Here is a 13,249-nt window from a genome sequence, read left to right on the forward strand (position 1 = left end):
CGTTGTGTACGGCTGCGCCTACGGGAAGTTCCCGCCGTTCCCGTTCCCGTTCCCGTTCCCGTTGCCGCCGCCGTTGTCACCGCCGCGGATCCAGCCCTCGGGGATCGAGAACGAGGGGTCCGGGAACGTCCCACCGTCGTTGCCACCGCGGTTCCCGCCGTTGAGCAGGCCCTCGATCAGCCCACCGTCGTCGTCGCCGTTGCCGTTGTCGTTGTTGCCGCCGCGGTCACGGCCGTCGTCCTCACGGTCGCGGTCCTCGGCGTCCGGGATGTGCACGGGGTTGAAGGACGCAGCCTCCTTGCCCGAGAGGGCGCCGGTCATGGCGTCGCGCCAGATCGGGCCGGGCACGCGGCCGCCGTAGACCTTGTCGTGCCAGACGCCGCCGATGCTGATGGCCTCCATCTTGACCTGCTGGGTGGCGCTGCCGACCCAGACGGCGCCCGCCAGGTTGGGCGTGTAGCCGACGAACCAGGCGTTCCTGCGCTCGTCCGTCGTACCCGTCTTGCCGGCGCTGTCACGGTCGGTGAGGCCCGCCTCCTGGCCCGTACCGGAGTCGATCACGCCGCCGAGCAGTTCGTTGATGGTGTCGGCGGTCTTCTCGGACATGGCCCGTGAGCAGGTCGACTTCGGCACCTGGAGCGACTTCTCCTGGTCGCCGATCTTCTGCGAGATCGACTCGATGGCGACCGGCGTGCAGTACATACCGCGCGAGGCGAAGGCGGCGTAGGCGCTCGCCATGGTCAGCGGGGAGATTCCCTTCGAGCCCAGGGCGATCGAGGGCACCTCGGGAAGCTTGTCGCCGTTGCCCTGCACCACGTGGAGCTTGTCGGTCATCTTCACGACCGGGCAGAGGCCGATGTCGGAGATCATCTGCACGAAGTAGGTGTTGACCGACTTGGCCGTCGCCTCCTTCAGCCGGTACGGCCCGACCTCGGACTCGTCCTCGTTCTCGACCGTCTCCTTCTTCGCGCCGACGTTCACCCACGGCCTGCCGGAGCACGTCTGGACCGGGCTCGGGTAGTCCATCTCGTACGGCGAGGAGTACTCCTGCGTGGGCGGCCTGCCCTCTTCCAGCGCGGCTGCCGCGACGAACGGCTTGAACGTCGAGCCGGTCGGGAAGCCGTAGTTCGAGCCGCCCCAGGCGGAGTCGACCGAGTAGTTGTACTCCGTCTCGTTCTTGTTGTAGCCGTAGGGCTTCGACTGGCCCATGGCGAGGATCTTGCCGGTGCCGGGTTCGACCAGGGTGGTCGCGGCGGCGACCTGGTCGTCCTTGTTGACGTGGTTGGCGAGCGAGGCCTGGACCGACTCCTGGGCCTGCGGGTCGAGGGTGGTCTTGATGGTCAGGCCGCCCTGGTTCCAGAGCTTCGCCCGCTCCTCCTTGGTCTTGCCGAAGACCGGGTCGTTGAGGAAGACCTTCTCGACGTACTTGCAGAAGAAGGCGGCACCCCGCACGGAGGTGATGCAGCCGTTCTGCGGCCGGCTGACCTTCAGCTCCAGCGGGACCCGCATCGCCCGGTCGGCGTCCTCCTGGGAGATGTCGCCGGTCTCGACCATGCGCTGCAGGACGATGTTGCGCCGCTTGGTGGCCTCGGCCTCGTCGTTGACCGGGTCGTACCGGCTGGGGGACTGGACGATGCCCGCGAGGAGCGCCGCCTCCGGGAGGGTGAGGTCCTTGGCGGACTTGGAGAAGTAGCGCTGCGAGGCGGCCTCGACGCCGTACGCCTGCTGGCCGAAGAAGGTGATGTTCAGGTAGTTCTCGAGGATCTTCTTCTTGCCGAGTTCCTCCTCGACCTGGATCGCGTACTTCAGTTCGCGGATCTTGCGGCCGAGGGTCTGCTGGGTGGCCTGCGCGACCTTCGTCGGGTCGTCGCCGGCCTCCTCCACGAAGACGTTCTTCACGTACTGCTGGGTGAGCGTGGACGCGCCCTCGGCGACGCCGCCGCTCTGGGCGTTGCGGTTCAGGGCGCGCAGGACGCCCTTGAGGTCGACCGCGCCGTGCTGGTAGAAGCGCGAGTCCTCGATCGCGACGATCGCCTTCTGCATGAACGGCGAGATGTCCTTGAGGTCGACCACCGTGCGGTCGCGCGAGTAGACCGTCGCGATGTCGTCGCCGCGCGAGTCGAGGATGGTGGTCCGCTGGCTGAGCGGCGGGGTCCGCATGTTGGCGGGGAGCTCGTCGAAGCTCTCCACCGAGCCCTTCGCGGCGAGGCCCAGCGCGCCGACGGCGGGCAGCGCGATGCCGGCCATGACGGCTCCCGCGAGCACACTGACACCGAGGAACTTGGCGGCCTGTTGCGTTGGCGACAGACCACCGCCCGAGCGCTTCTTTGGCATGAGGGCAGCCTACGTTCTCATTCGCCGGACACGCGTATAGGCCTTGGCCTAAGCTGCTCTCAACTGTCACAGCAGTGCGGCTACGTATCAATACGTCCGGCGACCCCGAATCGTTCCGGATCCTCTCGGTCTTTTCCCCGAGGTGTGTTGCGCGCGTGCCCGAATCCGCCTTGTGTGTCACCGGGCGTCCGTTGTGGCGCAACTGAACCGTCCCGAATTGCCGGGAAGGTCGCGCATGTCGCGGGCTCACTCCCCCGGGTGATCTGCCGCTTACGCATAGTCCGTTCGGGCCATTCAAGATTGGGCCCGCTGGGGGTGTTGCGCTGTGCCCACCTTCCGTAACGTCCTCAACTGGCGGCGGTGAATATGCCGCTGCCGCCGTGGGGGAGCCTCGATTCGGGAGAGGACGGCGCCGGTATGGGCTGGGTAACCGACTGGAGTGCGCAGGCGGCCTGCCGCACTACCGATCCGGATGAACTGTTCGTTCAAGGAGCAGCGCAGAACAGGGCCAAGGCGGTGTGTACCGGGTGTCCGGTACGCACGGAATGCCTGGCCGACGCGCTGGACAACCGCGTCGAGTTCGGCGTGTGGGGAGGCATGACCGAGCGGGAACGCCGCGCACTGCTGCGCAGGCGCCCGACCGTCACCTCCTGGCGCCGGCTCCTGGAGACCGCGCGGACGGAGTACGAGCGGGGTGCCGGCCTGGTGCCCCTCGACGACGACGAGGTGTACGAGAACTTCGCGGCGGTGAGCTGAGGGCTTCGGGGAGGAAGACCGCGGGCGCCCCCGGGAGAGGGGGCCCGCCCTCCGACGGCCCCGCAGGGTCCGCCCTCAGACGGTGTCGACGGGCAGCTCCGGCCGGTGGGCCGCGAGCCGGTCCCCGATGTCCCGCAGTCCCACCAGGTCGTGCACATCGCCCGGCAGTGCGGCCACTTCGACGACCGCGACCTCGGGGTGCAGCGAGGTGAAGCGGTCACGCGTGCGCTGCTCGCGGGCGATGAGGTGCATACGTTCCGCGTGCAGCCTCAGCAGGCCCACGGTGAGCTGGTCGACGGGGCGCTGCGAGGTGTGCTCGTCCGTGACGACGGGGGAGTCGTCCTCGTCCGTGGCGGCGGGAGCGTCTGTGGGGGTGAGAGGGTCCGTCGCGGTGAGAGGCTCCGTGGCGGCGGGGGAGTCCTCGGTGCGAGCCGGTGCCTCGGAAGCGGGTGCATCTGAACTGCCGTACGTTTCGGGAGAGTTACGAAGTCCAGCTTTCCCGTCCCCCTGATCCACAATGCGGGCCTCTTCAAGATTTTCCGCGGCGGCGAGCGCGCGCTCGGCCGACAGCCGGTCGGCGCCGCTGCCGTGGACGCGGTTGAGTACCAGGCCGGCCAGCGGCATGTCCTCCGCGGCCAGCCGCTTCACGAAGTACGCGGCCTCCCGCAGCGCGTCCCGCTCCGGGGCCGCCACGACCAGGAACGCCGTCCCGGGGGCCTGGAGCAGCTTGTACGTCGCGTCCGCACGCGTGCGGAACCCGCCGAACGTGGTGTCCATCGCGGCCACGAACGTCTGGACGTCCTTCAGCAACTGACCGCCGAGCAGCTTGCCGAGCGTGCCGGTCATCATCGACATCCCGACGTTCAGGAACTTCATCCCGGCCCGGCCGCCCAGCTTCGCCGGCGCCGTCAGCAGCCGGATCAGCCGGCCGTCCAGGAACGACCCGAGCCGTTTGGGGGCGTCCAGGAAGTCCAGCGCCGACCGCGAGGGCGGCGTGTCCACGACGATCAGGTCCCACTCGTCCCGGGCCCGCAGCTGGCCCAGCTTCTCCATCGCCATGTACTCCTGCGTCCCGGCGAAGCCCGCGGACAGCGACTGGTAGAAGGGGTTGCCCAGGATGGTCGCGGCCCGCTCGGGGTCCGCGTGCGCCTCGACGATCTCGTCGAAGGTGCGCTTCATGTCGAGCATCATGGCGTGCAGCTCGCCGTCGCCCTCGACGCCCTTCACCCGGCGCGGGGTGTTGTCCAGCGAGTCGATGCCCATGGACTGCGCCAGCCGGCGTGCCGGGTCGATGGTGAGGACGACGACCTTGCGGCCGCGCTCGGCGGCCCGCAGGCCCAGCGCCGCCGCCGTGGTGGTCTTGCCGACCCCGCCCGAGCCGCAGCACACCACGATGCGGGTCTTCGGATCGTCCAGCAGCGGGTCGATGTCGAGCACGCGTGAGGGGGCGAGACGGTGGTGCGCCGACGTGGCATCCGGACTCATGAGATCCCCTGCTTCCGCAGCTCGGTGGCCAGTTCGTACAGTCCCGCCAGGTCCATGCCCTCCGCGAGCAGCGGCAGTTCGTGCAGCGGCAGGCCCAGCTCGGCCAGGACTGCCCGCTGTTCGTGCTCCAGCAGATACCGCTCGCCGTACTCCTCGGCCTGCGCGAGCAGCGGGTCCACCAGCTTCTCGGCGTTCTGCCCGCGGCGGGCCCCGCCGAGCCCGGCGGCCGACAGCGACCGCGCCAGATCGGCGCGCGGCATCGTCCGCAGAAGTTCCAGGTCGGTGGCGTCCAGCTCCTCGGGCCGCACCATGTTCACGATCACCCGGCCGACCGGCAGCTTCGCCGACCGCAGCTCGGCGAAGCCGTCCGCGGTCTCCTGGACGGGCATCTCCTCCAGCAGGGCCACCAGGTGGACGGCCGTCTCCCGGGACTTCAGCACCCGCATCACGGCCTGCGCCTGATTGTGTATCGGGCCGATCTTCGCCAGGCCGGCGACCTCGTCGTTGACGTTCAGGAAACGCGTGATCCGGCCCGTGGGCGGGGCGTCCATGACGACGTAGTCGTACACGAACCGGCCGGCCCGGTCCTTGCGGCGGACCGCCTCGCACGCCTTGCCGGTCAGCAGGACGTCACGCAGACCGGGCGCGATGGTGGTGGCGAAGTCGATCGCGCCGAGCTTCTTCAGGGCCCGTCCGGCGCTCCCCAGTTTGTAGAACATCTGGAGGTACTCCAGAAGGGCCAGTTCGGGGTCTATGGCGAGGGCGAACACCTCGCCGCCGCCCGGGGCGACGGCGATCTTCCGTTCCTCATAGGGCAGCGCCTCCGTTTCGAAGAGCTGTGCGATGCCCTGTCGGCCCTCGACCTCGACGAGAAGCGTCCGCTTCCCCTCGGTGGCCAGAGCCAACGCTAGGGCGGCGGCGACCGTCGTCTTGCCGGTCCCGCCCTTGCCGCTGACGACCTGGAGCCTGCTCACGTCTTCGAGCGTAACCAGTTCGCGCGGAAAGCAATCGGCGGCCTGTGGACAACGGTCACTCCGGTCGGCCGTGATGACCGCCTCCGCCAGCGGATACAGTCGGCCCCATGACCAAGTGGGAATACGCAACCGTGCCACTGCTCGTCCATGCCACGAAGCAGATTCTGGACACCTGGGGCGAGGACGGCTGGGAGCTCGTCCAGGTCGTGCCCGGGCCGAACAACCCCGAGCAGCTCGTGGCCTACCTGAAGCGGGAGAAGCAGGCGTGAGCGCGGTCGAGGCGAAGCTCGCGGAGCTGGGGCTGACGCTGCCGGAGGTCGTACCGCCGCTCGCCGCCTACCAGCCGGCCGTGCAGAGCGGGCCCTATGTCTACACCGCCGGCCAGCTGCCGATGGTGGAGGGCAAGCTCCCGGTCACCGGCAAGGTGGGCGCGGAGGTCACCGCCGAGGAGGCCAGGGATCTGGCCCGCCTCTGCGCCCTGAACGCGCTGGCGGCCGTGAAGTCCGTCGCCGGCGACCTGGACCGCGTCGCGCGCGTGGTGAAAGTCGTGGGCTTCGTCGCCTCCGCCGCCGACTTCACCGGCCAGCCCGGTGTCGTGAACGGGGCGAGCGAGCTCCTCGGAGAGGTCCTCGGCGAGAAGGGCGTGCACGCGCGCAGCGCGGTGGGTGTGGCGGTGCTGCCGCTGGACGCGCCCGTGGAGGTCGAGATCCAGGTGGAGCTGGCCCAGCCGTAGCGGCGAGGCGATCGAGCCGATCACTGCCTCTCGAACATCCGCTCACCACGGGATAGCCTCGCGCCCATGGCGAACGGTCAGTGGTATCCCCCGCAGTGGCCGGACCGGATCCGCGCGCTGGCGGCGGGCTCCCTCACCCCGGTGACCCCGCGGCGCGCGGCCACGGTCATGCTGCTCAAGGACACGGGCGCCGGTCCCGTCGTCCACATGCTGCGCCGCCGTGCCTCCATGGCCTTCGCGGCCGGCGCCTACGCGTACCCGGGCGGCGGCGTCGACCCGCGCGACGACGAGCGGCACGTCGGCTGGGCGGGCCCCACGCGCGCGTGGTGGGCGCACCGGCTCGGCGTCGACGAGGCGGCCGCCCAGGCGATCGTCTGCGCGGCCGTACGGGAGACGTACGAGGAGGCGGGCGTCCTGCTGGCCGGGCCGGACCCCGGCTCGGTCGTCGGCGACACCACCGGCCCGGACTGGGAGGCCGACCGCGCCGCCCTCGTCGCGCGCGACCTCTCCTTCGCGGAGTTCCTGGACCGCCGCGGTCTGCTGCTGCGCTCCGACCTGCTGAGCGCCTGGACGCGCTGGATCACCCCCGAGTTCGAGGCCCGCCGCTACGACACCTGGTTCTTCGTCGCCGACCTCCCCGAGGGACAGCGCACCCGCAACACCTCGACGGAAGCCGACCGCACGGTCTGGATCCGGCCGGCCGAGGCGGCCGCGTCGTACGACAAGGGTGAGCTGCTGATGATGCCGCCCACGATCGCGACACTGCGGCAGCTCACGGCGTACGGGAGCGCCGCGGACGCGCTCGCGGCTGCCCCGGGCCGCGACCTCACGCCCGTCCTGGCACAGGCCCGGCTGGAGGGCGACGAGATCGTCCTCTCCTGGCCGGGCCACGACGAGTTCACCAAGCACATCCCGACCGGTGGAGCTCCCGCATGACGGACGCAAGCGCCCTGCCCGGCCAGCCCCGCGGCGGGGCCCTGAACGGACCGGCCACCCCGCGCGCGGTCAACGTCCTGGCGCCCAACCCGTCGGCGATGACCCTGGACGGCACGAACACCTGGCTCCTGTCCGAGCCCGGCTCGGCGGTGGCCGTCGTGGTCGACCCGGGCCCGCTGGACGAGGGGCATCTGCGCCACGTCGTCGACACCGCCGAACGGTCCGGCAGGCGCGTCGCCCTGACCCTGCTCACCCACGGTCACCCGGACCACGCGGCCGGCGCGGCCCGCTTCGCCGAGCTCACCGGCACCAAGGTGCGGGCGCTGGATCCGGCGCTGCGGCTGGGCGACGAAGGGCTGGGCGCCGGGGACGTGGTCAAGGCCGGCGGCCTGGAGCTGCGCGTCGTACCGACCCCGGGCCACACCGCCGACTCGCTCTGCTTCCACCTCCCGGCCGACCGGGCGGTGCTGACGGGCGACACGGTCCTGGGACGCGGTACGACGGTCGTGGCGCACCCGGACGGCCGTCTGGGCGACTATCTGGACTCCCTGCGGCGCCTGAGGTCCCTCACGGTCGACGACGGCGTCCAGACGGTCCTCCCGGGCCACGGGCCGGTCCTGGAGGACGCCCAGGGCGCCGTGGAGTACTACCTCGCCCATCGCGCCCACCGGCTCGCCCAGGTCGAGACGGCCGTCGAGGACGGCTACCGCACGCCGTCCGAGATCGTCGCCCGTGTGTACGCCGACGTGGACCGCACGCTGTGGCCGGCGGCGGAGCTGTCGGTGCGGGCCCAGCTGGACTACCTGGTGGAGCACGGGCTCATCTAGGGCCTCCTCGTCCGGATCACGCCGGACGCGGAGTACGGCACGCCAGGCACGTCGTGGCCAAGCCGCCTCGGCCCGGCCCGCGTCCGGGCGCGGCCCTCCGGCCCGAGGTGCGTCCCCGCCGCGGCGCGCTCACGCTGGGGGGCATGTGCTGCCGTCCCCGCAAGGAGCGTGATCGGCGTGGCCCGTAACCGCCGTCTGATCCTCACTCCGCCGTCGGAGGTCTGGGGTCTGTTGTGCGACGGCCGCCGCTACGGGGAGTGGGTGACGGGTACCCGGCGGATCCTCAGGGTGGACCCGCACTGGCCCGAGGTGGGTGCCCGTCTCGAGGTACGCGTCGGCGCCGGTCCCCTGACTCTTGAGGACACCTGCGTCGTCCGGATCTGCGAACCGGAGCGCCGCCTCGAACTGGAGGCGCGGGCCGACCCGTTCGGCGCGGCCCGGATCGCCATGACCTTGCTGCCCTGGGGCGACGCCACGCTCTTCACCCTCGACTGGCATCCCCTGCGGGGCCCCGGCATCCGGATGCACGGGCTCCCCGTGGACTACGTCGTCAAGGTCCGCAACGGCATGATGCTGACGAAGCTGGCCCGCATCGCGGTACGCGAAGGCCGGCGGCCGCTCGGCAGGGCCTCGGCGCCCTGACCCGGGTGCTGCCCGGCCGGGTACGGGCGAAACCCGGCGTCAGCGCGAGCGCTTGGCGAGGCGCTCCACGTCCAGCAGGATCACCGCGCGTGCCTCAAGCCGCAGCCAGCCGCGCTGGGCGAAGTCGGCCAGTGCCTTGTTGACCGTCTCGCGGGACGCGCCGACCAGCTGGGCCAGCTCCTCCTGCGTGAGGTCGTGGACGACGTGGATGCCCTCCTCGGACTGCACGCCGAACCGGCGGGACAGGTCCAGCAGGGCACGTGCGACCCGGCCGGGGACGTCCGAGAAGACGAGGTCTGACATGGCGTCGTTGGTCTTGCGCAGTCGCCGGGCGACGGCACGCAGAAGCGCGGTGGCGACCTCGGGCCGGACGTTGAGCCACGGCTGGAGGTCGCCGTGGCCGAGCCCGAGCAGCTTGACCTCGGTCAGTGCCGTGGCGGTCGCCGTGCGCGGGCCCGGGTCGAAGAGCGACAGCTCGCCGATGAGTTCGCTGGGGCCGACCACGGCCAGCATGTTCTCGCGGCCGTCCGGCGAAGTGCGGTGCAGCTTCACCTTGCCCTCGGTGACCACGTAGAGCCGGTCGCCCGGGTCGCCCTCGTGGAACAGGGAGTCACCCCGCGCGAGGGTCACCTCACTCATGGAGGCACGCAGCTCCGCGGACTGCTCGTCGTCGAGCGCCGCGAAGAGCGGATTGCGCCGCAGAACGTCGTCCACGAGTTCTCTCCTTGTCGACCTGCTCAGGGGATCTTCTTCCCCCGGTGTACCAAGGCACCCTGGTGCCCATTTTGCCGGACGGTCCAAACAGTGTGATCTGTCACAAGGATGCCGCACCGGTGTCCGGTGTTAAGCGGCAGGGGTCCAATTGGGCGCTGATCTTCAGGGTCCGGGGCGGATGTCGGTGCCGGGGCTTAGGCTGGCCGGGTGTCCAAAACGCCGGTGAGAGCACAGGCCTAGGGGGCTGCGCGGGTGGTTGTACGTCGAGATTCCGCTGTGGGCGAACAGGATTCCGGCGGCGGAGAAGAAGCGGCAAAGGTGACGAAGCGGGCGGAGTCGACGAAGGTCGCCGCCGCGAAGCCGGCAGCTGCCAAGAAGACCACCGCCAAGAAGGCGACCGCCAAGGGCGCCGCCCCGGCCGGCAAGGCCGAGGCCACCGCCAAGGGCGCCGCCTCGGCCGGCAAGGCCAAGGCCACCGCCAAGGGCGCCGCCCCGGCCGGCAAGGCCGAGGCCACCGCCAAGAGCGCCGGCCCCGTCAAGAAGGCCACCCTCGGCCGCAGGAAGCCCGCCGTCGCGCCCGGCAAGACCTCCGCCCCCGTGAAGAAGACCGCGCCCGCCAAGACGGTCACCACCGCGCAGGCGCCGAGCGGCGAGTCCCGTACCGCCCTGGTCCGCCGGGCCCGCCGGATCAACCGCGAACTCGCCGAGGTCTACCCCTACGCCCACCCGGAGCTCGACTTCGACAACCCTTTCCAGCTCCTCGTCGCCACGGTCCTGTCCGCCCAGACCACCGACCTGCGCGTCAACCAGACCACCCCGGCCCTGTTCGCGAAGTACCCGACCCCGGAGGACCTGGCCGCCGCCGACGCCCAGGTGGTCGAGGAGATCCTCCGGCCGTGCGGCTTCTTCCGGGCCAAGACCAAGTCGGTGATGGGGCTGTCCAAGGCCCTCACGGAGGACTTCGGCGGTGAGGTCCCGGGCAGGCTTGAAGACCTCGTCAAGCTGCCCGGCGTAGGCCGCAAGACCGCCTTCGTCGTGCTCGGCAACGCCTTCGGCCGCCCCGGCATCACGGTGGACACGCACTTCCAGCGGCTGGTCCGGCGCTGGAAGTGGACCGGCGAGAGCGACCCCGACAAGATCGAGGCGGCCGTCGGCACGCTCTTCCCGAAGAGCGACTGGACGGACCTGTCGCACCATGTGATCTGGCACGGACGCCGCATCTGTCACGCCCGCAAGCCCGCCTGCGGCGCCTGCCCCATCGCCCCGCTCTGCCCGGCGTACGGCGAGGGCGAGACGGACCCGGAGAAGGCCAAGAAGCTGCTCAAGTACGAGAAGGGCGGCTTCCCCGGCCAGCGTCTGAAGCCCCCGCAGGCCTATCTGGACGCGGGCGGCAAGCCTGCCCCTCCCCTGGGCGCGGGATGACGGGCACGGTGACGCGTCCGCCCCGGCTGGAACGATCTCGGTGCCGTGCGGCGTTGGACCCATCAGGACGACGGGGGTGGCGATGACACGGGCGAGCGGGACACAGGGCGGCCCGGTGACGCTCAGCAGGGAGGGGCTGCCCGGGTGGCTGGATCCCGTGGTGCGCGCGGTGGAGACGGTCCAGCCGCGCCAGCTCAGCCGTTTCCTGCCGCCCAAGGACGGCGCCGGCCGCCAGTCCGCCGTTCTCGTCCTGTTCGGCGAGGGTGAGCGCGGCCCCGAGCTGCTGCTGATGGAGCGGGCGAGTTCGCTGCGCTCGCACGCCGGGCAGCCCTCCTTCCCGGGCGGCGCCCTCGACCCCGAGGACGGCGACCCCGAGGCCGACGGGCCGCTGCGTGCCGCGCTGCGCGAGGCGGAGGAGGAGACCGGCCTGGACCCCGCCGGCGTGCAGCTGTTCGGTGTGCTGCCCAAGCTCTACATCCCGGTCAGCGGCTTCGTCGTGACGCCGGTGCTCGGCTGGTGGCGGAAGCCGAGCCCGGTGGGAGTCGTCGACCCGAACGAGACGGCACGTGTCTTCACGGTCCCCGTGGCCGATCTCACGGACCCCGCCAACCGTGCCACGGCCCTCCACCCCAGCGGCCACCGAGGTCCGGCGTTTCTGGTCGAATCCGCCCTCGTCTGGGGCTTCACGGCCGGGATCATCGACCGTCTGATGCACTTCGCGGGCTGGGAAAGACCGTGGGACCGCGACAGGCAGGTCCCGCTCGACTGGCGGTCATGACAGGGTGACCTCGTGCTGTTGCCGGGCCCCCGGCCGACCAGGTGTGATCGCGAAGTGATGAGGCGAGGCTTGAAGCGGTGAACGTGCTGGACATCCTGTTGCTTGTCGCCGCCGTGTGGTTCGCGATCGTGGGCTACCGCCAGGGCTTCGTCGTCGGCATCCTGTCGGTGATCGGTTTTCTGGGCGGTGGCCTCGTCGCCGTCTACGCACTGCCCGTCATCTGGGACGCGCTGACCGCCAACGCGGAGGTGAGCACCACCGCAGCCGTCGTCGCGGTGGTCGTCGTGATCGTCTGCGCCTCCGTCGGCCAGGCCCTGACGACCCATCTGGGCAACAAGCTGCGCCGCCACATCACGTGGTCCCCGGCCCGCGCGCTGGACGCGACCGGCGGCGCCCTGGTCAACGTCGTCGCCATGCTTCTGGTGGCGTGGCTGATCGGCTCGGCGCTGGCCGGCACGACCCTGCCGACGCTCGGCAAGGAGGTGCGCAGCTCCAAGGTGCTGCTCGGCGTCTCCCGGGCGCTGCCCACGCAGGCCGACACCTGGTTCGCCGACTTCTCCGCCGTACTCGCGCAGAACGGCTTCCCGCAGGTCTTCAGCCCGTTCGCCAACGAGCCGATCACCGACGTGCGGCCGCCGGACCCGGCGCTCGCGGGCAGCCCGGTCGCCGCCCGTGCCCAGCGTTCCATCGTCAAGGTGATGGGGACGGCGCCGAGCTGCGGCAAGGTCCTTGAGGGCACCGGCTTCGTCTTCGGCGAGCGCCGCGTGATGACCAACGCGCACGTGGTCGGCGGTGTCGACGAGCCCACGGTCCAGATAGGCGGGGAGGGCCGGCGGTACGACGCGACGGTCGTCCTGTACGACTGGCAGCGCGACATCGCCGTACTCGACGTACCCGAGCTGGACGCGCCCGCCCTGAAGTTCGCCGCCGAGGACGCGGGGAGCGGGGACGACGCCATCGTCGCGGGCTTCCCGGAGAACGGGGCGTACGACGTGCGCTCCGCGCGTGTGCGGGGACGCATCACGGCGAACGGCCCGGACATCTACCACCGGGGCACGGTCGGCCGCGACGTCTACTCCCTGTACGCGACCGTCCGCCAGGGCAACTCCGGCGGCCCGCTGCTCACGCCCGACGGCGAGGTCTACGGTGTCGTGTTCGCGAAGTCGCTCGACGACGCCGAGACGGGTTACGCGCTGACCGTCGACGAGATCCGCGAGGACATCACCAAGGGCCGTACGGCGAACCAGCAGGTGGACAGCGACAGCTGCGCCCTGTGAGGGGTGAAGAGGTCCGGCAGTCCGGCCCTTGAGGCCGTACGAGAGTCAGCCGCGCGGGTGACGCAGCCGTACCGAGACCCAGCGGGCCCGGCGGCGCAGAATGCGTGGAATGCCCACCCTCGGATCGGCCGTGCCCGCCAGTTGCGGGGTGCCCCTGCGGTGTGAGCTCAGGCCGCTTGCGGAGCGGCGAGTGCGTGCTGCGTCACTGTAGTCGTGCGTCCAGCCCATACCTCGACGTGTGCCCCGTCCCAAGGTCGATAACCGCGTCGGGGGAGCCCAATTGGCTTATGCGCCAGGCAATTGGCAGTTCGTCGTACATGCGTACCGCGCCGTGTTCCGGGCACACCCGCTCGCCGGCCCGCCGGGACCGG

Annotated in this window: 14 protein-coding genes; 9 read left to right on the forward strand and 5 right to left on the reverse strand. The window is 71.0% G+C overall.

Going from position 1 to position 13,249, the window contains the following annotated elements:
- Positions 1 to 18 precede the first annotated feature (18 nt).
- Positions 19 to 2,334 carry a transglycosylase domain-containing protein gene (locus ACGF8A_RS03470; RefSeq protein WP_393103751.1) on the reverse strand — a complete coding sequence of 772 codons (2,316 nt, stop codon included), beginning with the start codon at positions 2,332 to 2,334 and terminating at the stop codon, positions 19 to 21.
- Positions 2,335 to 2,751: 417 nt separating this feature from the next.
- On the opposite strand from ACGF8A_RS03470, the gene wblA reads away from it, so the two are divergent.
- Positions 2,752 to 3,090: a transcriptional regulator WblA gene (gene wblA / locus ACGF8A_RS03475; RefSeq protein ID WP_196460922.1), complete on the forward strand. Its 339-nt coding sequence runs from the start codon at positions 2,752 to 2,754 to the stop codon at positions 3,088 to 3,090.
- Positions 3,091 to 3,165: 75 nt separating this feature from the next.
- Here the strand turns inward: wblA and ACGF8A_RS03480 are convergent, their stop codons facing one another.
- On the reverse strand, positions 3,166 to 4,575 hold the full coding sequence (locus tag ACGF8A_RS03480; protein WP_393103753.1) for an ArsA family ATPase: 1,410 nt from the start codon (positions 4,573 to 4,575) through the stop codon (positions 3,166 to 3,168).
- The gene (locus ACGF8A_RS03485; RefSeq protein WP_393103755.1) at positions 4,572 to 5,549 is read right to left on the reverse strand and encodes an ArsA family ATPase; all 978 of its coding nucleotides are present in this window, start codon (positions 5,547 to 5,549) and stop codon (positions 4,572 to 4,574) included. Before ACGF8A_RS03485 ends, ACGF8A_RS03480 begins: the two co-directional genes overlap by 4 nt.
- 107 nt (positions 5,550 to 5,656) lie before the next feature.
- Here ACGF8A_RS03485 and ACGF8A_RS03490 point away from each other — a divergent pair, with 107 nt between their 5' ends.
- From ACGF8A_RS03490 to ACGF8A_RS03510, 5 genes are all read left to right on the forward strand, one after another.
- Complete coding sequence (locus ACGF8A_RS03490) at positions 5,657 to 5,818, forward strand: DUF4177 domain-containing protein (protein ID WP_003975360.1); 162 nt, start codon at positions 5,657 to 5,659, stop codon at positions 5,816 to 5,818.
- Complete coding sequence (locus ACGF8A_RS03495) at positions 5,815 to 6,282, forward strand: RidA family protein (RefSeq protein ID WP_393103757.1); 468 nt, start codon at positions 5,815 to 5,817, stop codon at positions 6,280 to 6,282. Before ACGF8A_RS03490 ends, ACGF8A_RS03495 begins: the two co-directional genes overlap by 4 nt.
- Before the next feature lie 66 nt (positions 6,283 to 6,348).
- Positions 6,349 to 7,218, forward strand: a complete 870-nt coding sequence (locus ACGF8A_RS03500) for an NUDIX hydrolase (protein ID WP_393103759.1) — start codon at positions 6,349 to 6,351, stop codon at positions 7,216 to 7,218.
- Entirely contained in the window at positions 7,215 to 8,045 is an 831-nt protein-coding gene (locus ACGF8A_RS03505; protein WP_393103761.1) for an MBL fold metallo-hydrolase, read from the forward strand. The genes ACGF8A_RS03500 and ACGF8A_RS03505 overlap by 4 nt, the downstream gene beginning before the upstream one ends.
- A gap of 177 nt (positions 8,046 to 8,222) precedes the next feature.
- The gene (locus ACGF8A_RS03510) at positions 8,223 to 8,687 is read left to right on the forward strand and encodes an SRPBCC family protein (RefSeq protein ID WP_393103763.1); all 465 of its coding nucleotides are present in this window, start codon (positions 8,223 to 8,225) and stop codon (positions 8,685 to 8,687) included.
- A gap of 39 nt (positions 8,688 to 8,726) precedes the next feature.
- On the opposite strand, the gene ACGF8A_RS03515 is transcribed toward ACGF8A_RS03510, so the two are convergent.
- Entirely contained in the window at positions 8,727 to 9,401 is a 675-nt protein-coding gene (locus ACGF8A_RS03515; protein ID WP_393103765.1) for a Crp/Fnr family transcriptional regulator, read from the reverse strand.
- A gap of 318 nt (positions 9,402 to 9,719) precedes the next feature.
- Between ACGF8A_RS03515 and nth the strand changes: the two genes are divergently transcribed.
- From nth to ACGF8A_RS03530, 3 genes are all read left to right on the forward strand, one after another.
- Positions 9,720 to 10,823, forward strand: a complete 1,104-nt coding sequence (gene nth / locus ACGF8A_RS03520; protein WP_393103767.1) for an endonuclease III — start codon at positions 9,720 to 9,722, stop codon at positions 10,821 to 10,823.
- An 82-nt stretch (positions 10,824 to 10,905) separates the two neighbouring features.
- Complete coding sequence (locus ACGF8A_RS03525) at positions 10,906 to 11,601, forward strand: NUDIX hydrolase (RefSeq protein WP_393103843.1); 696 nt, start codon at positions 10,906 to 10,908, stop codon at positions 11,599 to 11,601.
- A 77-nt stretch (positions 11,602 to 11,678) separates the two neighbouring features.
- Positions 11,679 to 12,878 carry a MarP family serine protease gene (locus tag ACGF8A_RS03530; protein ID WP_393103769.1) on the forward strand — a complete coding sequence of 400 codons (1,200 nt, stop codon included), beginning with the start codon at positions 11,679 to 11,681 and terminating at the stop codon, positions 12,876 to 12,878.
- A 45-nt stretch (positions 12,879 to 12,923) separates the two neighbouring features.
- On the opposite strand, the gene ACGF8A_RS03535 is transcribed toward ACGF8A_RS03530, so the two are convergent.
- Positions 12,924 to 13,106, reverse strand: coding sequence for a hypothetical protein (locus ACGF8A_RS03535; protein ID WP_393103771.1), 183 nt, complete (start codon positions 13,104 to 13,106; stop codon positions 12,924 to 12,926).
- Between the last annotated feature and the right edge of the window lie 143 nt (positions 13,107 to 13,249).

This window comes from Streptomyces sp. NPDC047706, assembly GCF_043204795.1.
Lineage (GTDB): Bacteria > Actinomycetota > Actinomycetes > Streptomycetales > Streptomycetaceae > Streptomyces.

Excerpts from the sequence above, each read along its gene's own strand:
- ACGF8A_RS03500 (WP_393103759.1), top strand. The coding sequence starts at position 6,349 with ATGGCGAACGGTCAGTGGTATCCCCCGCAGTGGCCGGACCGGATCCGC.
- wblA (WP_196460922.1), top strand. The coding sequence starts at position 2,752 with ATGGGCTGGGTAACCGACTGGAGTGCGCAGGCGGCCTGCCGCACTACC.
- ACGF8A_RS03490 (WP_003975360.1), top strand. The coding sequence starts at position 5,657 with ATGACCAAGTGGGAATACGCAACCGTGCCACTGCTCGTCCATGCCACG.
- ACGF8A_RS03505 (WP_393103761.1), top strand. The coding sequence starts at position 7,215 with ATGACGGACGCAAGCGCCCTGCCCGGCCAGCCCCGCGGCGGGGCCCTG.
- ACGF8A_RS03525 (WP_393103843.1), top strand. The coding sequence starts at position 10,906 with ATGACACGGGCGAGCGGGACACAGGGCGGCCCGGTGACGCTCAGCAGG.
- ACGF8A_RS03480 (WP_393103753.1), bottom strand. The coding sequence starts at position 4,575 with ATGAGTCCGGATGCCACGTCGGCGCACCACCGTCTCGCCCCCTCACGC.
- ACGF8A_RS03470 (WP_393103751.1), bottom strand. The coding sequence starts at position 2,334 with ATGCCAAAGAAGCGCTCGGGCGGTGGTCTGTCGCCAACGCAACAGGCC.
- ACGF8A_RS03535 (WP_393103771.1), bottom strand. The coding sequence starts at position 13,106 with ATGGGCTGGACGCACGACTACAGTGACGCAGCACGCACTCGCCGCTCC.